The sequence below is a fragment of the Pseudovibrio sp. W64 genome (genome assembly GCF_001623145.1).
In the GTDB taxonomy this organism is placed as follows: domain Bacteria; phylum Pseudomonadota; class Alphaproteobacteria; order Rhizobiales; family Stappiaceae; genus Pseudovibrio.
The window spans coordinates 109243-128275 of record NZ_LMCI01000014.1 but is presented as its reverse complement, the minus strand read 5'-3'; the positions used below and the strand labels follow the sequence as shown (position 1 = coordinate 128275).

Annotated in this window: 16 protein-coding genes; 6 read left to right on the top strand and 10 right to left on the bottom strand. The window is 51.9% G+C overall.

The window, feature by feature from the left end; all coding sequences use genetic code 11:
• Positions 1–71 precede the first annotated feature (71 nt).
• The 3 genes from gshB to rsmI all read right to left on the bottom strand — a co-directional run bounded on the left by gshB (position 72) and on the right by rsmI (position 2458).
• Positions 72–1046 (bottom strand): glutathione synthase, encoded by a 975-nt coding sequence (gene gshB / locus PsW64_RS08555; protein ID WP_082831056.1) that lies wholly within the window; start codon positions 1044–1046, stop codon positions 72–74.
• Positions 1047–1164: 118 nt separating this feature from the next.
• Positions 1165–1572 carry a YraN family protein gene (locus tag PsW64_RS08550; RefSeq protein WP_153040665.1) on the bottom strand — a complete coding sequence of 136 codons (408 nt, stop codon included), beginning with the start codon at positions 1570–1572 and terminating at the stop codon, positions 1165–1167.
• Positions 1538–2458 (bottom strand): 16S rRNA (cytidine(1402)-2'-O)-methyltransferase, encoded by a 921-nt coding sequence (gene rsmI / locus PsW64_RS08545; RefSeq protein WP_063303339.1) that lies wholly within the window; start codon positions 2456–2458, stop codon positions 1538–1540. Before rsmI ends, PsW64_RS08550 begins: the two co-directional genes overlap by 35 nt.
• A 357-nt stretch (positions 2459–2815) precedes the next feature.
• Here rsmI and PsW64_RS08540 point away from each other — a divergent pair, with 357 nt between their 5' ends.
• From PsW64_RS08540 to coaBC, 3 genes are all read left to right on the top strand, one after another.
• Positions 2816–4048, top strand: a complete 1233-nt coding sequence (locus tag PsW64_RS08540; protein ID WP_063303338.1) for a penicillin-binding protein activator — start codon at positions 2816–2818, stop codon at positions 4046–4048.
• 159 nt (positions 4049–4207) lie between these two features.
• Complete coding sequence (locus PsW64_RS08535) at positions 4208–4573, top strand: hypothetical protein (protein WP_063303337.1); 366 nt, start codon at positions 4208–4210, stop codon at positions 4571–4573.
• A 149-nt stretch (positions 4574–4722) separates the two neighbouring features.
• Positions 4723–5925 (top strand): bifunctional phosphopantothenoylcysteine decarboxylase/phosphopantothenate--cysteine ligase CoaBC, encoded by a 1203-nt coding sequence (gene coaBC, locus PsW64_RS08530; protein ID WP_063303336.1) that lies wholly within the window; start codon positions 4723–4725, stop codon positions 5923–5925.
• A gap of 59 nt (positions 5926–5984) precedes the next feature.
• Here coaBC and PsW64_RS08525 read toward each other — a convergent pair whose 3' ends face one another.
• The 4 genes from PsW64_RS08525 to PsW64_RS08510 form a co-directional block, all read right to left on the bottom strand.
• Positions 5985–7631: a GMC family oxidoreductase gene (locus PsW64_RS08525; protein WP_063303335.1), complete on the bottom strand. Its 1647-nt coding sequence runs from the start codon at positions 7629–7631 to the stop codon at positions 5985–5987.
• 252 nt (positions 7632–7883) lie between these two features.
• Positions 7884–8384, bottom strand: a complete 501-nt coding sequence (locus PsW64_RS08520; protein ID WP_057463151.1) for an MmcB family DNA repair protein — start codon at positions 8382–8384, stop codon at positions 7884–7886.
• 75 nt (positions 8385–8459) lie between these two features.
• On the bottom strand, positions 8460–9509 hold the full coding sequence (locus PsW64_RS08515) for a hypothetical protein (RefSeq protein WP_208980659.1): 1050 nt from the start codon (positions 9507–9509) through the stop codon (positions 8460–8462).
• A gap of 29 nt (positions 9510–9538) precedes the next feature.
• On the bottom strand, positions 9539–10909 hold the full coding sequence (locus PsW64_RS08510; protein ID WP_063303334.1) for a DEAD/DEAH box helicase: 1371 nt from the start codon (positions 10907–10909) through the stop codon (positions 9539–9541).
• A gap of 438 nt (positions 10910–11347) precedes the next feature.
• On the opposite strand from PsW64_RS08510, the gene PsW64_RS08505 reads away from it, so the two are divergent.
• Positions 11348–11665 (top strand): ArsR/SmtB family transcription factor, encoded by a 318-nt coding sequence (locus tag PsW64_RS08505; RefSeq protein ID WP_057463148.1) that lies wholly within the window; start codon positions 11348–11350, stop codon positions 11663–11665.
• Positions 11666–11676: 11 nt separating this feature from the next.
• Here the strand turns inward: PsW64_RS08505 and PsW64_RS08500 are convergent, their stop codons facing one another.
• On the bottom strand, positions 11677–13680 hold the full coding sequence (locus tag PsW64_RS08500; protein WP_063303333.1) for a bifunctional DedA family/phosphatase PAP2 family protein: 2004 nt from the start codon (positions 13678–13680) through the stop codon (positions 11677–11679).
• Between the two features lie 324 nt (positions 13681–14004).
• Between PsW64_RS08500 and pap the strand changes: the two genes are divergently transcribed.
• Entirely contained in the window at positions 14005–15498 is a 1494-nt protein-coding gene (gene pap, locus PsW64_RS08495; RefSeq protein ID WP_057463258.1) for a polyphosphate:AMP phosphotransferase, read from the top strand.
• Positions 15499–15538: 40 nt separating this feature from the next.
• Here the strand turns inward: pap and PsW64_RS08490 are convergent, their stop codons facing one another.
• Positions 15539–16387, bottom strand: coding sequence for a hypothetical protein (locus tag PsW64_RS08490; protein ID WP_063303332.1), 849 nt, complete (start codon positions 16385–16387; stop codon positions 15539–15541).
• 665 nt (positions 16388–17052) lie between these two features.
• Positions 17053–18036 carry an aldo/keto reductase gene (locus PsW64_RS08485; RefSeq protein ID WP_063303331.1) on the bottom strand — a complete coding sequence of 328 codons (984 nt, stop codon included), beginning with the start codon at positions 18034–18036 and terminating at the stop codon, positions 17053–17055.
• A gap of 46 nt (positions 18037–18082) precedes the next feature.
• Between PsW64_RS08485 and PsW64_RS08480 the strand changes: the two genes are divergently transcribed.
• Positions 18083–19033, top strand: coding sequence for a LysR family transcriptional regulator (locus PsW64_RS08480; RefSeq protein ID WP_063303371.1), 951 nt, complete (start codon positions 18083–18085; stop codon positions 19031–19033).

The following is a 19033-nucleotide window of genomic DNA, read 5'->3' as shown; positions in this document are numbered from 1 at the left end:
CTCTACCTGAATTCTCGGAGTTCATGATGAGAAAGAAAAGCCCTGTTGAAGAACAGGGCTTTTGTTACTTTTTAGGCTTCCAGCTTTTTCTCAAGCACATCCCAGACCATGCCGGCCACATCTGGCCCGCCCAGCTTCTGGATCGCTCGAATGCCAGTCGGGGCAGTCACGTTGATTTCAGTGAGGTTTCCGTCAATCACATCGATTCCAACGAGAATGAGCCCCTGCTCTTTCAGTGTCGGCCCAAGGCGCGCGCAAATCTCTCTTTCGCGCTCAGTCAGGTCACTGTCTTTAGGAGAACCGCCACGCACCATGTTGGAGCGTAAGTCACCTTCTGCAGGCACACGGTTCACTGCACCAGCAAACTCACCATCAACCAGGAGAATGCGCTTATCACCGTGCTTCACATTCGGCAGAAACTTCTGAATGACCCAAGGTTCGCGGAATGTGACGGAGAAGAAGTCGTAAAGAGACCCATAGTTCAGGTCATCCTTGGTCACGCGGAAAACAGCAGCTCCACCATGTCCAAACAGCGGCTTCATCACGATGTCGCTATGGATGTTGCGGAACTCATCAATCTCCTCGCGATCGTGAGTGATCAGCGTTGGCGGCATCAGGTCCGCAAACTGGGTCACAAACAGTTTCTCTGGTGCATTACGTACAGAGACTGGATTGTTCAGAACGAGCGTTGTCTCGGAAAGCTTTTCGAGAATGTGGGTCGCAGCGATGTAAGCCAGATCAAATGGAGGATCCTGACGCATTAGAACGACGTCCATCTCAGACATGTCAACGCGCTGCGGCTCACCAAAACTGAAGTGATTGCCAGGTTCGTCGCGCACGGTTACCGGCTCAACGCGGCACATAACCTTTTCACCCCACAGCGCCAGACGCTCTGGTGTGTAGTGATACAGTTCATAACCACGATCCTGCGCTTCTAGCATCAGAGCAAAAGCACTGTCGCCCGCAATGTTGATGGTAGAGATATGGTCCATCTGTACGGCGACTTTAAGTGGCCGCTTGGCACCAGAAGAAGCTGCTTGGGACATGAGGCACTCCTGAAATAACGCTGGGATAGAAATCCAAGTAAATAAAAATGGATGTTAGCTGCAGATATGTGGGTCAGAAAGCAATTTGTCTACATTTTTGCGATAAAATATTTGTTTCCTAAAAAATTTCAGCTTCAAAAAGATTAGGGAAGTGCTGGGCTTCTCCGTGTTTGGGAAGAATAACCGCATCAAATCGCAAGGTTTTTCCAACCACGTCGTTGTGGTGTGAAACCCATTCTCGGGCGGCATTTGCAATCCTTCGTTGAGAGCGTTGCGTGATTGCATATAAGCCATCATCCACACCCCGTCTGGCTTTTACCTCCACAAACACGATCGTCTGGTCTTGTTCGGCGATCAAATCAATCTCGCCCTGCTTGGTTTTGTAGCGTCTTTCAAGAATCTGCCAGCCAGCCTGGCGAAGCAACATCTCTGCTTTCAATTCCGCCTGCAGGCCTTTTCGGTAAGCTGCCTGCTTCTTCAGAAGGCTGCTTTTAGTCGCTCTCGGGCTCTTCTGCGGTTCCTGCATTTTTAAGCTCCATCGCACGGATATAAATCGTCTTTCGATCCACCCCGGTCGCTTTGGAAACTTTTTTGGCTGCTGCGCTCACTGGCATTTCTTTCAATGCCTCATGCAAAAGCGCGTCTGCATCAACCTCGGTCAGTTCCTGCTCTTCAGGTGGTGAGACAAGAATAACAATTTCTCCCTTGGGGCGATCCCCCGAATAGAAATCACTCAGTTCTGCAAGGGAGCCACGCTGGAAAGTCTCAAACCGCTTGGTCAGCTCGCGAGCAACAGCCGCCTTTCGCTTTCCAAGAATTTCAGTCATATCGACAAGAGAAGCTCCAACTCTGTGAGGGCTCTCATAAAACACCAGTGTCGCCGGAATATCTTTCAATTCTTCAAGGCGTTTCTTTCTGCCATGGGTCTTATTGGGCAGGAAGCCAGCAAACAAAATGGTATCAGAAGGCAAACCAGCACCGACCAGACCGCTCAACATGGCCGAAGCACCCGGAATTGGCACAACCTTGTGCCCGTGCTCCACCACATCTCCTACAAGCCGAAAACCGGGATCAGAAATGAGCGGTGTTCCTGCATCGGAGACCAGCGCAACGGCTCGTCTAGCGCCCAATGCTTCCAAAATTTTGGGAAGTTGCCTGTGAGCATTGTGCTCATGATAGGTCATCATCTGCGTGCGGATGCCATAACGCTGTAACAAAACACCCGTCACACGAGTATCCTCGCAGGCAATAAGATCACAAGCAGCCAAAGTTTCCAGCGCACGGATTGTGATGTCCTGCAGATTGCCGATTGGGGTCGAAACGATGTGCAGTCCCGGTTCAATCCGTTTAGCCGTTAGCGAATGTTCGCCAATGTAGTATTTCCGCTCGGATGCAGCTTCGGAATGATCCATGGTCGCCTCGTGAAAGCTCCAGAATGGAGCAAGTTTTGCACAGTAGAGAGTGCACATCTAACCAACAAACCGCAAAATGACTAATTACAACGGGGAGTTTTTGACAGAATCCTTAAAAAAATCGCGGATTTCCTTGGGTTGAGGCTGTATTAACTGCGTTGGATCTGTAGAAATAAACCAAACTAAGGCATATCTCCGAGAAGTGGGGTCCGGTTTTCGGATAAGAGTGTGCGTAAAATAATCGATTAGAGCATGGCGCGGGAACAATCGCGACGAGTTCTAAATGTAAATTGCCGGATTTCGTCCCTTGCAAAATGAGGGATTGATGGAACGGCCTTCGGAATAGATGGGGCATCCATGAGCTTAGGATCAGCCACACTGCGTGGAATGAGCTTCCGCAAACTTGTGACAGGGGCTGCACTTGGCGTCTCCTTCTTGTTGGCTGGCTGTGTTAATTCACCTAACTTCTCATCGGTGAACACTCCTTTTCAGCCTGATTTGAACCCGAACGGCCAGCCGCAGCTGGTTTCAGGCCGTGCCATCGGCAATGGCTCCGTTCGTGTTGGCCTGCTGCTGCCATACTCTGGCGAAGGTCAATCCGCCGCTTCTGTTGCCACTCTTTTCGAAAACTCCGCCAAGCTTGCACTTGAGGATTTTCAGGGAGCTGACATCCAGCTGCTCGTAAAAGACACTGGCGGAACCTCAGAGGGTGCAAGCATTGCTGCTCAGCAGGCGATCAGTGAAGGTGCAGAACTCCTTATCGGTCCGGTTTTTGCCCCAGCTGTTCAGGGTGCTTCCGCTGTTGCGCGTCGCTCTGGTGTTCCAATCGTTGCATTCTCCTCTGATATCAATGCGGCAAAGCAGGGCACGTACCTGCTCAGCTACCTGCCAGTATCTGACGTGAACCGCATTGTGTCTTATGCAGCAGAACAAGAGCGTGGCTCCTATTCTGCACTGTTGCCAAACAATGCCTATGGTGCGGTGGCTGAAGCTGCATTCCGTCAGGCTGTTGGGCAAACAAATGGCCGTATCATCACCATTGAGCGCTACATCCCGGGCAATGCTGAAGACATCCGCGCTCGCGTTGCCAGCCTGAGCCGCTCTATTTCGCAGGTGGACACTCTGTTTGTTCCTGAAGGGGGCGGTGTTCCTCCATTTGTGATGCAGGTGATGACCGAAATGGGTGCAAGCCTTGGTGAAGTGAAGATGATCGGCAGTGGTCAATGGAACACACCGGACATCCTCCAGTCTCCTGTCATGGTTGGCAGTTGGTTCCCGGGTCCGGATAACCAGAGCTTCGAGCGTCTCGCGACCCGTTACCGCGAAACCTATGGCTCTCAACCACCGCGCAATGCGTCCTTGGCTTATGATGCAACAATTCTGGCCGCTGGGCTGGTCCGCTCCGCTGGACCTGATCGCTTCTCTGACCGTGTGTTGACCAATCGTGATGGTTTCCTCGGCATTGATGGTATCTTCCGCTTCCAGCAAGATGGCCTGAATGACCGTGGACTTGCGGTTTATGCTGTTTCTGGCAAGAGGACTGCCGAACCAATTGCTCCGGCACCTCGCAGCTTCTCTGGCCAATTCTAGGCTCCGAAACTTTTGATGTTGAAAGCCTCGCTCGCAAGAGCGGGGCTTTTTTGCGTGTGGCCCTGAAAAATGGCTTCAATTGCACCTGTTATCTTGGGGCTGTGGTGATCGAAAAAGCCTAATCTGCATTGGCAAAATCGCCATTAGAGGCAAGGAGCCATGCAGGAACTACGCTTTCATCATGTCGGTATTCCAACCAGCGAAAAGCTGCCGGAAACGCACTACAACAAAACCCTTAAACTCACTGCAACAGGCTATTTTGAGGGTCCCTATGCCATTGAGTGGATGAACTTTGATGATGACAACCCACTCCCCGAGATAATCAAGACAACCCCTCATGTTGCCTATGTGGTTGATGACCTTACCGAAGCTTTGCAAGGTAAGAACGTTATTTTGTCTCCGGAAAGTCCGGCCAAAGGCGTTTGGGTCGCTTTCATTTTGGAGGGTAGAAACCTCATCGAACTCATGCAATTCGATAAACCCGAAGAGGAAATTTGGCCTCATCCCGGAAAATTCAGGATCTGAAGGCGCTGCACTGTTACCGCGATTTACTCAATGGGACGAAAGGCCTTTAGGAAACTAATGAAATCTGGAGCGAAAACGGATAGAAATACCTCAGGAAATGAGTTGGCGGGCCTGATGGTGATCAAGCCTGCGCAAAAGGTGGTTTTAAAATGCTTTCAGACAAGCGCATTCTCCTCATCATCACAGGCGGTATTGCAGCCTATAAATCGCTGGATCTGATCCGCCGCCTGCAAGAGCGAGGCGCGAAAGTTCGGGCAATTCTGACCAACGGTGGCTCCCAGTTCATCACACCGCTTGCTGTTGGTGCGTTGACGGGCGACACAGTCTTCACCGAGCTGTTTGACAGAGAAGCCGAGCACGATGTCGGCCACATCCGCTTGTCGCGAGAGGCGGATCTCGTCGTCGTCGCCCCAGCCACCGCAAACATCATGGCAAAGATGGCGCACGGGCTGGCTGACGATCTGGCCTCCTGCGTATTGCTGGCCAATGACAAACCGGTCCTCGTTGCTCCTGCTATGAACTCCAAAATGTGGAGCCACCCGGCCACCCAACGCAATGTTGCTCAGTTGAAAGCGGATGGCCTGAATTTTGTTGGCCCCAACGCAGGCGAGATGGCAGAAAAAGGCGAAGCAGGCTATGGCCGCGTGTCCGAACCGCTGGAAATTGTTGCCGCGATTGAAGATCTCGTTTCTCCCAAAGAACAGCCCCTGAAGGGCAAACGCATTGTCATCACCGCTGGCCCAACCCATGAGCCAATTGATCCAGTGCGTTACATCGCCAATCGATCCTCCGGCAAGCAGGGCTATGCCATAGCAGAAGCCGCCGCGAAAGCTGGTGCGCAAGTGACACTTGTTTCAGGCCCAACAGTTCTGTCAGACCCGAAAGGCGTTGAGACAATTCGCGTAGAGTCTGCAAGCGCTATGCTGGCCGCAGTTGAATGTGCCTTACCAGCTGACATCGCGATCATGGCTGCTGCCGTAGCAGACTGGCGGGTTGCTCACGATAGCAACCAGAAAATCAAGAAAGACGGAACAGGCTTGCCACCAGCGCTGAGCCTTGTCGAAAATCCGGATATTCTGAAGACAGTAGGACATTTGCAGGGCAAACGACCGAAGCTAGTGGTTGGTTTTGCTGCCGAAACAAATGACCTGATCAACAACGCCCGCGGAAAGCTGGAGCGTAAAGGCGCTGATTTGATTGTAGCAAACGATGTCAGCCCAGAGAATAACGTCATGGGCGGCGACAACAACACCGTCCGTCTCGTGACCCATAACGGCGTGGAAGATTGGCCGAAAATGGGTAAGGACGAAGTCGCTCGCCAGCTTGTCAAAAAGATTGCAGAGCTGGCTTAACCCGTTCGCCAAACTGTCTCGTTAGAAGGCCGGTAAGTTCGTACCGGCCTTTTTGCTGTTTAGGCCGAAACCTGTTCGCTCTCGTGTTCTGCACTCAAAACCGGTTTACCGAGGATCATGTCTGAAGCCTTCTCGGCAATCATGATTGTCGGAGCATTCGTATTGCCTGAGATCAGCGAAGGCATCACAGAAGCATCGATCACACGCAAACCTTCCAGCCCGTGTACTTTCAAGTCCGGTCCGACCACCGACATCTCATCTGTGCCCATCTTGCAAGTGCCAACAGGGTGATAGATCGTCTCCGCCCTCTCCCGCACCGCTTGCTTGATGCTGCGCTCATCACGACCAAACTCGTAGAGCATGTCCTCCCTATAGTCTGAGAGCTCTGGCCCTTCCAGAATGTCCCGTGTCATGCGGATACCCTTCACCAACACATCCATGTCTTCCGGATCTGTCAGATATTTCGGGTCAATACGCGGAGCATCCATCGGGTTTGCTGAGTTGAGCCCAACTTCCCCGGTTGATTTTGGCCGCAAAACGCAAACGTGACAGCCAAACCCGTATCCGCCATAGAGCTTTCGACCATGGTCATCGATGATGGAGATGACGAAATGTAGTTGAATGTCAGGCCTGTCCAGTTCCGGGTTGGTCTTCAAAAAAGCCCCACCCTCTGCTGCCGGAGAAGCAATTATGCCAGAGCCGTCTTTCCGCCAGCGCAGTATCTCCTTGATCAGCTGAATGCCCGGCTTCAATCCCAATCCCAGCATATCCGTTTTATTGGAGCGGTAGCTGATGGTGTAATCCAGATGATCCTGCAGGTTCTTACCCACACCAGGCAGGTCATGCAGGACCGGAATGTTGTGTTTCGCCAGCTCATCCGCTGGCCCAATGCCAGAAAGCATGAGCAACTGCGGAGACTGGAAAGCGCCTGCTGAGACTATAACCTCACGTCCAGCTTTCACCGTCGCAAGTTTGCCCTTCTGGCTGTATTCAACACCAACGGCTTTCTTGCCTTCAAACCACACCCGAGTACTGCGGGCATGGGTAATCACGGTCAGATTGGGGCGATCCATAACGGGATGAAGGTAGGCAGCAGCAGCTGAACAGCGTTCGCCCTTTTTGTCTTCCTCATGGAACTGCGTGACCTGATAAAGCCCAACACCCTCTTGATCACCGCTGTTAAAGTCATTGTTGCGTTTAATTTGCCTGCCTTCAGCTGCCGCTAGAAAGGCATGCGATATTGGCAGAGGCGAACGTTGCTCGGAAACGTGTAAAGGCCCATCGGCCCCATGCATTCCGCTTTCACCGCGCTGATTGCATTCAGATTTTTTGAAGTAGGGCAGCACATCATCAAAGGACCACCCTTCAGCGCCCTGCTCCACCCAACCATCATAATCCTGTTTTTGGCCGCGGATATAAAGTTGCGCGTTGATTGCGCTGGAGCCACCCAAAGCCTTGCCGCGTGGATGGAATGTGGTTCTGTCGTTAAGCTCTGTTTGTGGAACCGAGTTAAAAGCCCAGTTGTTGATGGCAAAGGGCTTTGCGGAAACCATCGCTGCAATGCCAAGAGGTGCCCGTACCAGAACGGACTTTCCTTCACCTCCAGCCTCAAGCAGGCAAACCGTTATTGAAGGGTCTTCTGTAAGTCGGGCTGCAAGCACACACCCTGCTGAGCCGCCTCCAACAATCACATAATCAAAATCCATTGCGCCCCTCCCCAGAAACACACCACACGCCCGAAAGCCCTCACCTCTTCCGGAAATGAAACAGCAAAAATGTCTAAAGCACTTTTCTCTCGCCCCAATACGGACAAGCTGTTTTATGTTTCAATGTTAGTGAGCCTTTCCCCAAACGGAAACCTGAACATTCTGGTGAGTATGTTATGCGCTAAACTTCTCTGAGGGCGTTCTTTGAAAATAACATTTGAACGCAGAGGCTTGCTGAGGTTCTTCCCCAGTTTATCCCCTGCGCAGGTTTCTCTGGTTCGGGTCAGTCAGATCGTGCAGTCTGTTCGCCGCAGCCTGCGCAAATCGCAAAATCACCGCTTTACGGGTTGCAGCAGAAAGCTTGTGTTCCGGAGCTTCGCGAATGATTTCTGCCATGTAGTCATCAGCCAGAATGAAGCCGGTTTCTTCTGGAAAGATCTCTTGCGGGACATCCGCGCTGGTAGCGAAAAACAGCCGGTCGCAATAATCGCGGTACTCATGCCATTTATTGTCTGCTTTGAAGTCCTCAATGGATGACTTGATCTCGATAATCCAAATCTCGGACTTCTTGCCAAGAACCACCAGATCAGCCCGACGGCCTGAGGCCAATGTGATTTCTGGCAGGCTCGTATGACCCAGCACTCGCAGATAGCGTTGCACCCCACGCTGGATTTTCAACGCACGCTCGGACTGACGACCATCGACCAGCGGATCATCCAGTTGAACGCGATTTGAGCCCTTCACAAATTCCATGAAATCGTTCCCACTTTGTTCTTAGTGATACTATCAAGCTGTCTGATAATTTCAATCCAGGATTAGATCAGGGCTTCACTGAGTTTCAGGTAAAACGAAATCCAGCTCGGCTGCCAACTGCAACATCCGCTCATCAATCGGGAACTGTGCAGCGCAGTTAGCAAGGGCTTCCCGAGCTTTTGTGTGCTCAGAGCAGCTTGAATACAACTCAGCTGCACCTATCAAAAAACTCTTGCGCCAACGCTTTGGTGTCGTCTTCAACACGGCATCACATTGCAAGGTACTACCCCACTTCTGCAGTTCAGCGCCCTCTTGAGGCTTTCCTTGCAACGCAAGATGTTCGGCCTTTAGCAACCTATAGCCCGGATTGACAGAGAGTTCTCTCGAGACATCTGGCAGATGCATCACTCTGCCTTCTGCGAGCGCTTGCCCCAGACGAACGAAACCCGCGCAGTCAGCAAGGCTTGGCGTGATAAGGAGACCTCGCGCCCTAAGCAGCTCAGCAACATCGCACTGAAACGTCTTGATCAGCTGGCGAATAATGTTGAGAGAGTAAAGCTGATCATGCAACGCATGCGGCCCTGCAACCCCATAACAAAACCGGTTTGCACAATGCGGCAATCGCTGCGCGGCAAGGTATCCGTTCGTATCGACCCAATCGAATAGCCCGAAGAAGAGGTGAACGGGATACTTCATACTCTCTGATAGAAGCGCCAGCAGATCTGCCTTATCAGGAGCAGAAGGTGTCAGGTATGCAGCGCTCTGCGTGCCAACCACACCCAGCTCCAGCTCCGGTGAAAACGCATAAATCTCACCGTCCTGACGCCGCAGGCCGGTCACCAACGCCCCATAAGCCCCCATGGATGCGCCGTAATAGATGACGCGCTCCGGGTTCTCTTGCGCAATCGCTTCGTCAATCGCACGGTCAATGCCTTGTTGAGCACTTAGGTACCATTGTGAATGGATATCATTCAGAAAAACACAGGAATGCTGTGTCTTTGCAAACAAGCGCTCCAGCCCGAATTTACCAGAGGGTATCCGGACCTGAGAGAAAACAACCAATAACACACCGCTGCGACCACCAGATTGGAACTTTACTTCCAATCCGTGAGATACACTCTGCACTGTCGTAAGCCCCTGCATTGAGCGGAGGCTTAAGGCTTCTTGCGCTTGAGATAAACGCCACCACCGGAAGCAGGCGCTGAAGATGTGTCAGATGACTTGCTTGGCGACCGGCGTGGAGGTGCTTTTTTACTCGGCTTGGCAGAAGATTTGCCCTTTGGCTTTTGAGCGAACTTACCGCCGCCCGGGCCTTTCCGCTGCCCACCAAGCTTCTGTTTTTTGCCCGCTAATTGCGCATTGCTGCGTGCACTTTTCGGCTCGCGATCTGATGGGAAGAAGGTGTATCCATCCATCTCGGGGATCTTCTTACTGATCAGCTTCTGAACAGCACGCAGCATGCCGCGATCTTCTGGCAAACAGAACGTAATCGCGTTTCCGCTCTTACCCGCACGCGCTGTGCGGCCAATGCGGTGCACGTAGTTCTCGGTCGCATTCGGCATGTCAAAGTTGATCACATGCGAAATGTCTGAAACGTCAATCCCGCGGGCTGCAACATCAGTCGCAACAAGGGTTTTCAGCTTACCGCCCTTGAATTTGTCCAGCGTCTTCTGGCGTTCTGCCTGAGACATGTCACCATGAATAGCTTCTGCTGGCACACCGTCTGCGTTTAGCCGGGCAGCTAGTCGCGCACTGCCTTTTTTGGTGAGCGTAAACACAAGAGCGCGCTCGCACTCTTCCGTTTCAAGAAGCGTCTTCAGCAAAGGATACTTGGCGTTATCTTCCAGATGCGCGATCTTCTGAATTACAGCTTCTACTGTTGTTGCTGGTGGCGCAGTGCTCACCTCAACAGGATCGCTTAGGAAGCGACCAGCAAACTCACGAATTTCTGCAGGCATAGTCGCTGAGAACAGCAGTGTCTGCCGTTTTTCCGGCAGCAGATAAGCAATCTCTTCCAGTTCTGCGATAAAGCCGAGATCCAGCATTTGGTCCGCTTCATCGAGAACGAAAATCTCCAACTCATCAAAGCTGACGCCGTTTTTGCGGTGCAAGTCGAGCAGTCGACCAGGTGTCGCCACAAGCACATCCAGACCACGCTGCAAAGCACGGAACTGCGGAGGAAATGGCACACCGCCAACAACGCAGCTGGAGTACATTTTGGTGCGGCCTGAATAGGCTTTGATGTTCTTTGAAATCTGATCCGCCAGCTCGCGAGTTGGCGTCAGAATAAGGCTGCGCACGCTCTTTGGCGCTGCGCGATACCGGCTCTCAAGCAAGCGCTGAAGAAGCGGCACTGCGAAAGCTGCGGTTTTACCCGTTCCGGTCTGAGCAAGACCAAGCAGGTCCTTGCCATCCAGAATGTATGGAATAGCGTTTTCCTGAATAGGTGTTGGCTCGTCATAACCTTTAGATTTCAGGGCGATCTGAAATGGTTTTGCAACGCCAAGTTTGTCGAAGTCGGTCAAAAGTGATCTTTCGAATGAGCAGAGTGTCCGAAGCCGGTTCTGCTGATTTCATCATGTGTTTTTTGCGCGTCCCGGAAAAGTAGAAACCGTTTTTCGATTTAGGATGCGCACAAAACAAGCTTGAAGAAGTTTGCCTTCGAGAAATCCAGCACAAAAGCAGGCAGCTTCAATTAATTCTACTGGAATAGTCTCTGAGGCTCGGTTTGATCGGGCTATTAACATAGACCCGCCACATTATGCTAGAATTATTGCAGGAGAGCATAATATTCTGGTTGTCCCGACAAGAAAAGGACGACAAATTTGGTTAGAGCAGTCCAGCTACTTGCATGTTTCATGTTCTTCTTTATGTATGGGGACCAAGAATAATGACGCTGCTTTTATGGCCCACATCCTATAAATGGCCTGCTGCTAATAACATTAAAGATTAGGGTTCGAGCTTTGATTGATGCAAATTTTGAAGACTTAGAAGAAAACGCTGAGGAAGCTTCGCGGCTTCTTGCTAACATGGCGCATCCCAAGCGCTTGATGGTGTTGTGTCGACTGGTACAGAGCGAATGTACTGTAGGTGAACTTGCAGAAGCTGTTAATCTTAGTCAGTCTGCGCTGTCTCAACACCTTGCCAAGATGCGTGCCAGCAATCTGGTTTCCACCCGTCGTAGCGCCCAGACAATCTATTATTCTCTGGCAAGTGCCGAAGTGGAATCCGTTCTGCAAACTCTCTACGGCCTGTATTGCGCTCCTCAGGAAAAAGCCTAGCAGGGCCTGCTTTAAGGCCCGGCAATGACCACAGAGCTACCATCCCACCTGCGCTTCTCTTCTGCATTCGGTAGCTGGTTGAACATGTGAAGATCCACTGGAATTTCATCTTCAGACTTCAGACCTGAAAACTCACCAAACAGACGGACGGTTTCTTCGTCCAGCGCACCGCCGATATACAGATTGGAAATATCTCCGCTCACATCGGAGAGCTTGAACCGGGTTTCCCAGAGCCAGAACACCTGTCTGTGGTCCTGATCGCTTTCATAAACCATCGTCAGCGCAGGCAGAAAGCCTGCATTGGTGTGTGGTACCGGAGGCAATTCGCCAGCAGGTGTCTCGCCTTTCAGGTATCCAGTCGCCGTTGGAACAGACCATTCCGGAGCCTTGCGCCAACCCAGGTCTGTCAATTGTTTTTCCAACTGTTCCGGCGTGCCGGACCATTGCAGTGTTATCGGCTCTTCCAGTTCACCCGTAATGGATACACGCTTGGCAGGCAGCAAACGCCAGTCCTGCAAGCGCCAGCTGGATTTTTGGATCACAACGGATTCACTGCGCGGCTCATAAGCCTCAGCAGTTGTCTTATAATTGGTGCTGATGTGCCAGACGGAAGCAATCGCCAGTGCACTCAGCGAAATGATCGTCAGCGCAGTTCTGCCAACTTTCTCGTTGTGAATGTGCCCAAACACGAATGAGAAGAAGAAGACCGTACCGGAGCCAAACAAGAGACCAGCCAGCACGTCAGAAAGCCAGTGCGCGCCAAGATAAACTCGTGAGAACCCGATCAGGATCGCAAAGGTTGCCGCCACAGAATAGATGATCGTCTTGCTCAGACGGGAACGATCATGAGCCACCAGAACCGCAATCACCCCGATCAGAACCGTATTGATCGTTGCGTGCCCCGATGGAAATGAAAATGCGTCCGCTCCAGAGTACAGCTCAATCGGACGATCGCGGCCAATCAATGCCTTGGTGATCACCACAAAGATAGAGGAGCTGACAATCGCGATGACAAAGCCTGTCGCTCTGCGCCATGCCTTCCGCCCAAACAGATAAAGCCCAACAGCCAGCGTCACGGTTGCAGTGACATGACCATCGCCCATCATGGTGATCATAACCATGACCTTATCGATGACTGGCGTCCGGGCGATCTGGAAGAAGTTGCTGATCGCAAGATCAGCCCGCGCCATCGGCATTCCCGGCGCCACAGCACCTGTAAACCAGATGAAACCGGGCAGCGTCACAAGCAGGAAGAATGCAGAAACCAGCATCCCCACACTACGTGGGTTTTCAGGGTCATACGTCCGTGCAACCCATTGGCTGAAGCGATCAGGACGGCGGGCAAACCAATTGACTGTTGCTTGATGAGAACCACCAACGATTGGCAGAATAAACATGATCAGCCAGCGGATCAGGGCCACGGCAATCAAAAGAACCAGCAGCAAGCCACCAAGAATAATCGCCAGACGCGTATTGAACTCGCCAATAGCAAACAGAGCTGATCCTGCCATCACACCCGGTATCAGATGGATCGCGGCCCATGCAAAGGCTGATGTCACGTTGAAGAACGTAAAGCGGCCAAAACTCATGTCCGCCATACCGGCAATTCCGGGTACCACGGACTTCACACCTGGCACAAAACGGCCAATGAAGATGCTCTTACCGCCATGTTTGGCAAAATAGTCTTCACCGCGCTGCAACCAATCAGGATACCTGCTTAATGGCCAGATGGTGCGCACTTTGTCTTTGTAAAAGTAGCCAAACCAGTAGGAAAACGCGTCGCCGGTTACAGCGCCTGCAGTTGTCCATAAAAAGATGCTCAGAAAGGGCAGCTCGCCAAGGCCAATTAGCGTTCCGGCGCCCACAAGAACAACCGTGCTTGGAAACACCAGTCCAATCAGAAAGAGCGCTTCGCCCATTGCGACGATAAAACAGATAAGGCCAGCGAACGCTGGGTTTGCTGCAATGAAATCAACAATGTGGTTGAGGAATGTGGTGACGAAATCGACGTTCACTGAAAAGTCTCTAGCTCTTTCATAAATGACTTAGATCGCTGGGTGACTGCTTGAAATGTATACATAGTGCCAAGGTGACCAAAATAAGGTCTGCATTCTGTTACATTTATATGCAGGCATCTGGCGCTTTGAAAGGGAAATAACAAGCCCTAATCCCTTCAAAAAGCATAATAGTCCCACTAATCAGACCCATACGTTAATTCTGGTGACGAAAAACATCGTTTAGCTCTTTAAGCAATAATACAGAATGGCTATTCTTGGCTGCAAAGCCGAATGAGCAAAAATAACATTTTACGCCATGCCCCAGATGCGAAGGTCACTTGCATGTTTCAGTCTGCAAACATTCCTCAGACAGTTAGCAAAGAGCTGCTTCAAAAAAGACTGCCTGAACTCCGTGAGGAATTGTTGGAAGTTCAGCACAAGCTGAGAGAGAACAAAGCTTTTGCAACGATCATTTTGCTCGCTGGCGTAGACGGCTCGGGTAAAGGCGCGGCGATCTCCCGTTTGTATGAGTGGATGGATACCCGTTATCTGTTCTGCAACGCCTACCATGAAGAGCGCAGCGAGTCTGAAAGCGCCCGGCCAAACTACTGGCGCTACTGGCGTGATCTGCCTGCACGGGGCGAAACCTCCATTGTGTTTGGCTCCTGGTATCAGGAACCACTGCGTGATGCGGTTATGGGTAAGATCGACGACGCAGAGCTGGAGCGCCAGCTGTCAGCCATAAACCGCTTTGAAAAAATGCTGGCTTACGAGAACATTCTCCTTCTCAAGTTCTGGTTCACTCTTCCAAAGGCAGAGCAGCAGGAACGTCTGCATGATATCGAAGCCAAAGGCAAAAAAGGCCGTAACTTCATTGAGGAATGGTCTGGCTCAGAGCACTATCGCGCCGCGCAGACGGCGGGCGAAAAGGCATCCCTGCAAACCAGCACCGGCTATGCCCCTTGGTTTGTAATCCCCTCTCAGGATCCGGATGTTCGCGATCTCGCGCTGGCCGAAACCATCGCGCAGTCCATGAAGAAGAAGCTGGAAAGCGGCAACGGCAATCCGGTTTCAGCTCCGGCTGTGGTCACGACCCTGTCGCAGGCCAACGCCGTGGATGCGATAGACCTGACAGCAACCATTTCCAAAGAAGACTACAAGGCAGAGCTTGAAGAGCTTCAGGACAAGATGGCGTACCTGACAGACCGCAAGCGTTTCAAAAAGTTCGGTCTAATCTCCGTCTTCCAGGGCAACGATGCAGCTGGCAAAGGTGGTTCAATCCGCCGCCTCACCCGCTCCATGGACCCGCGAAACTACAAGGTGCACCCAATTGCAGCCCCTTCCGTGGAAGAAAAGCTGCACCCGTATCTCTGGCGTTTCTGGCGCCGCCTGCCGAAAAAGGGCCACAGCGCCATCTTTGATCGCTCCTGGTACGAGCGGGTTCTTGTTGAGCGCGTCGAAGGCTTCTGTTCTGAGGCCGACTGGATGCGCGCCTACAACGAAATCAACGCCTTCGAAAAAGAGCTGACAGATTCCGGCTTCGTCCTCTGCAAGTTCTGGCTGGCGATCTCGGAAGAAGAGCAACTGCGCCGCTTCAAAGCCCGCGAAGAAACCGCCTACAAGAACTACAAAATCACCGAGGAAGACTGGCGCAATCGCCTCAAATGGAACGAATACGCCATCGCAGCGGGTGACATGGTGGACCGCACCTCCACCCGCTATGCGCCATGGACGCTCATTTCTTCCGAAGACAAGCGCTACGCCCGCATTCAGGTGCTTAGAACCACCGTCAACGCTCTCGAAAAGGCGATGAAGAAGAAGGACAAGGAGAGCTAACTCAGCGTCCTTCGTCTACAACACTCCGCAACAGCTCCTGTCACACTTCGTTTTGTGACAGGACTTCAGCAGAAACCAGATCAACCTCCTGGCCACCTCGCCAGACATTGATCACAGCTTCAATCTTCAACGATTTCTTCACGCCGTCATATTCAGCAACCTGCTGCTGTTGTTCCTCGAAGAATGGTCCATCGAAGTCCATGGAAATGTCCTTCTCCATGTAGGCCTCAATGCGCAGATCATCTGGCCCCGGCTTGCTGATATCAAACCGCATGTCCTGATTGTTGGACATACACATCACCGCATCAGAGAGCAGCGGAAACAGCCCTTGATGGCAAACTGCAAAGATGGTGGCACGTTCCTGTGGCGAGAACTGATCAAAGAAGCTCATGTCTTCAATCGGTTTTGAATCGAACGTAAAAGTGCGCTCCTGCCTGCGGTTAAAGTCCTTTTGAAACTGTATGCCCTGCTGCTCGGGGATCTTGATCCCCTCCATCATGATGTCGTTTTTCAGGTTAGCTTCCACGCGGTCTTCATTAGGACTGCGCACATCAAATTCCAGCTTGAAATCCAAAACGCTGTAGCTGCGATAATGGGAACTGTCATAGACTTTGAAATTGTCCTGATAGTTCGCACCAGCCAGTTCGCGCAGTTGCTCAAAGGCTTTGACCTTGTTTTGGTCCGTCACACTCGGAGAATACAGATCAAACGTCAGTTTCTTCGCTGTTACGCGGTCCGTCCCGCAAAACCAGTCAACAATCTTGTCCCAGAGCCGTGTTGCCGGATTCCCAACATGGTCTCTGTCCGAGGCTCCCTTGATGTTCTCAAGATCCCCCGCTGAGATGTGCGGATTAATTTGCGGTGTGCTCAAAGCAACTGAAGATGACATGTTCCACCCTCCTGAACGCGGTCAACTGGTCATGCAGGGCATTATAAGCCTGACACCAAGATTGTGCAGGAGGTTGCAGAGTTGCGCTGTTCTGAATGGCACTGGAACAACAAAAACATGCACTAAAAGCACCGCATGGCAGCCCATGCAGTGTTGAAGCTAAGGTTCCCAAACTTGGGATGAGCAAGGCGAGCAGGCAGTGCCTGCGCTACTTGTTTAAATATGAGTCTTCGGCAGTGGCTGCTCGCCTCGCCCGGGCTTTCTTGTAATGAACAACGTCGCCTCTTTGCCTGTAAGGCACGATAGCCGGTTTCCCGGAAAGACAATGGCTTATCCAATCAGGTTTCCCTAACCGAACAGTTCCTCCGTCTTTGACAAACGCATCTGCAAAAGCAGGTTTTACTGCCGGTACATTTGCACTTGTCGCCGCGTGATACCCTACAAACTTGGGCCCTTCCCCTCAAACCATGCGGTCACGTTTGAAGTTCGGTTCACCGGACCACCAGAAAGATGCGTTACCTCTTCTGATAGCCCCACCCAACCCACGCCTCACTGACGGACGGTCCGCCAGCAGCCCGTTGCGTGGGCATGTTTCTCAGAGTATGGGAGAAAACTGGGAGGGGAATAAGTTTTAGGGATCACTCGGTTTTGCTCAGAGAGACTGTTTAGGCATTAAGGCCTTTCATGCCCTCAGGCGTGTACCGCTCACCCACAACAGGTATGCGAGCAATCTCAGCGTCCAGCGCAAGCCCCTCTTCAGCGGTCAACTCAATCTCAGGTGCTGCAGCGTTCTCTTCCAGATACTTCAGTCTCTTCGTGCCCGGAATTGGCACGATATCGTTTCCCTTTGCCAGCAACCAGGCAAGGGAGAGCTGTGCAGGTGTGCATTTCTTCTGGTGTGCGGCCGCTGTAATCACTTTCGCGATACCCTCGTTGATGAGTAAGGCCTCTTTGGAAAATCTAGGCAGATTGGCGCGAAAATCGCCCTCTTCAAACTCCGTTTTCGAGTTGAAACTGCCCGTCAAAAAACCTCGTCCCAGCGGGGAATAAGGGACAAATCCAATACCAAGCTCACGACACGCAGGCAGGATTGCGCTTTCGACATCACGGGACCACAGCGAGTATTCTGTCTGTACAGCCGCAATTGGATGAACCGCATGCGCCCGGCGCAGTGTTGTCTCGTTGATCTCACAAAGCCCGATATTGCCGATCTTTCCTTCATCAACCAACCGCGAAAGTTCGCCCATGACATCCTCAACGGGTTGCTCCGGGTTAACACGATGAACGTAGTAAAGATCAATGTAATCAATGCCCAAGCGCTTCAGAGAGCCTTCACAGGCCTGCCGTGCGTATTGCCTGCTGTTATCGATGATCCGCTTGTATTCGCCGGGTTTCCGATTGATGCCGAATTTCGTTGCGATTTTGAGAGGTGCTTTTGTTTCCTTCAAAAAACGGCCAATCAGCTCCTCATTGTGATGAGGGCCATACATGTCTGCCGTGTCAAAGAAATCTATGCCCAGTTCAACGGCTCGCACCATCACACCCAAGGACACACTATCATCGTGTGAACCATAAAACTCACTCATCCCCATGCAGCCCAGACCAAGCGCTGAGACGTTAAGTTTAGATCCAAGTTGGCGAGTTTTCATCAGAAGCTTCCTTGTGTTGCTGCTGAATACTTGCCATGTTTCAAAAATGGAAAATACGAGTAGAAATGGAAAGCTGATTTCCGAATTTGGAAATGAAGTTCTGCGCGACCTTGTATGGGATGACACCAAAGCCTTTCTGGCTGTCGCCAGAACAGGAACACTCAGCGCGGCTGCTCAACACCTACAGATCGGTGTGGCGACGCTGTCGAGAAAGATTGATCGTCTCGAAGAAACGCTGAAAATCCCTTTGTTCGTCAGGCACCAGTCTGGCTATCAGCTCACAGAGGATGGCCGTGAGCTGCTGGCAAAAGCAGAAGCGCTGGAAGCCGCAGCCGCAGCATTTTCTTCCGGCGCAAAGGCTCAGGCAGGCATTTCCGGAAAATTGCGCCTCGCCACAGCAGAAAATCTCGCCACTCACCTGATTTTGCCTGCACTGCCCGAGTTGCGCACCAGCTATCCGGACCTGCACATCGAAATCCTGACCGACGTGAACTCAGTCAACCTGCATCGCCGTGATGCAGACCTCGCCATACGGATGGTGAAACCGGAAAGCGGCAACGTCACACTTCGCCGCTTGGGAACACTCGGCTTCGGCCTTTATGCAAGCAAAGAATATCTGCTCAAGCGGACCGAACTCGAAAAGCCTGAGAGCTATGAGGACGATGACTGCATATCCTGGAGTGAAGCGCAGGCTCACCTTGCCGCAGCACAATGGATTCGACGTGCTTTAAAAGGCCGTGAGCCTGCAGTTTTAACCTCATCACTCGCCACGCAAGTGGTCGCTGCCAAAGCCGGGCTTGGTCTGGCAGTCCTCCCTCACTTCCTTGCAGTAGAAGCTGGGCTTGTATGCGTGGAAGCCAACATCGGCGTTGATCAACAAATCTATCTGGTCATGCACTCTGACCTCGCCCACTCCCCCCGAATGCGCGTCATGGCAGACTTCCTCGCCGACCTGATCATCAAAAACCGAGCCAGATTAAGCGGCCCACCTCAGTAG

Coding starts and splice junctions, on each gene's coding strand:
- gshB (WP_082831056.1), bottom strand. CDS start 1,046: ATGTCCCAAGCAGCTTCTTCTGGTGCCAAGCGGCCACTTAAAGTCGCC.
- PsW64_RS08550 (WP_153040665.1), bottom strand. CDS start 1,572: ATGCAGGAACCGCAGAAGAGCCCGAGAGCGACTAAAAGCAGCCTTCTG.
- rsmI (WP_063303339.1), bottom strand. CDS start 2,458: ATGGATCATTCCGAAGCTGCATCCGAGCGGAAATACTACATTGGCGAA.
- PsW64_RS08540 (WP_063303338.1), top strand. CDS start 2,816: ATGAGCTTAGGATCAGCCACACTGCGTGGAATGAGCTTCCGCAAACTT.
- PsW64_RS08535 (WP_063303337.1), top strand. CDS start 4,208: ATGCAGGAACTACGCTTTCATCATGTCGGTATTCCAACCAGCGAAAAG.
- coaBC (WP_063303336.1), top strand. CDS start 4,723: ATGCTTTCAGACAAGCGCATTCTCCTCATCATCACAGGCGGTATTGCA.
- PsW64_RS08525 (WP_063303335.1), bottom strand. CDS start 7,631: ATGGATTTTGATTATGTGATTGTTGGAGGCGGCTCAGCAGGGTGTGTG.
- PsW64_RS08520 (WP_057463151.1), bottom strand. CDS start 8,384: ATGGAATTTGTGAAGGGCTCAAATCGCGTTCAACTGGATGATCCGCTG.
- pap (WP_057463258.1), top strand. CDS start 14,005: ATGTTTCAGTCTGCAAACATTCCTCAGACAGTTAGCAAAGAGCTGCTT.
- PsW64_RS08490 (WP_063303332.1), bottom strand. CDS start 16,387: ATGTCATCTTCAGTTGCTTTGAGCACACCGCAAATTAATCCGCACATC.
- PsW64_RS08485 (WP_063303331.1), bottom strand. CDS start 18,036: ATGAAAACTCGCCAACTTGGATCTAAACTTAACGTCTCAGCGCTTGGT.
- PsW64_RS08480 (WP_063303371.1), top strand. CDS start 18,083: ATGGAAAATACGAGTAGAAATGGAAAGCTGATTTCCGAATTTGGAAAT.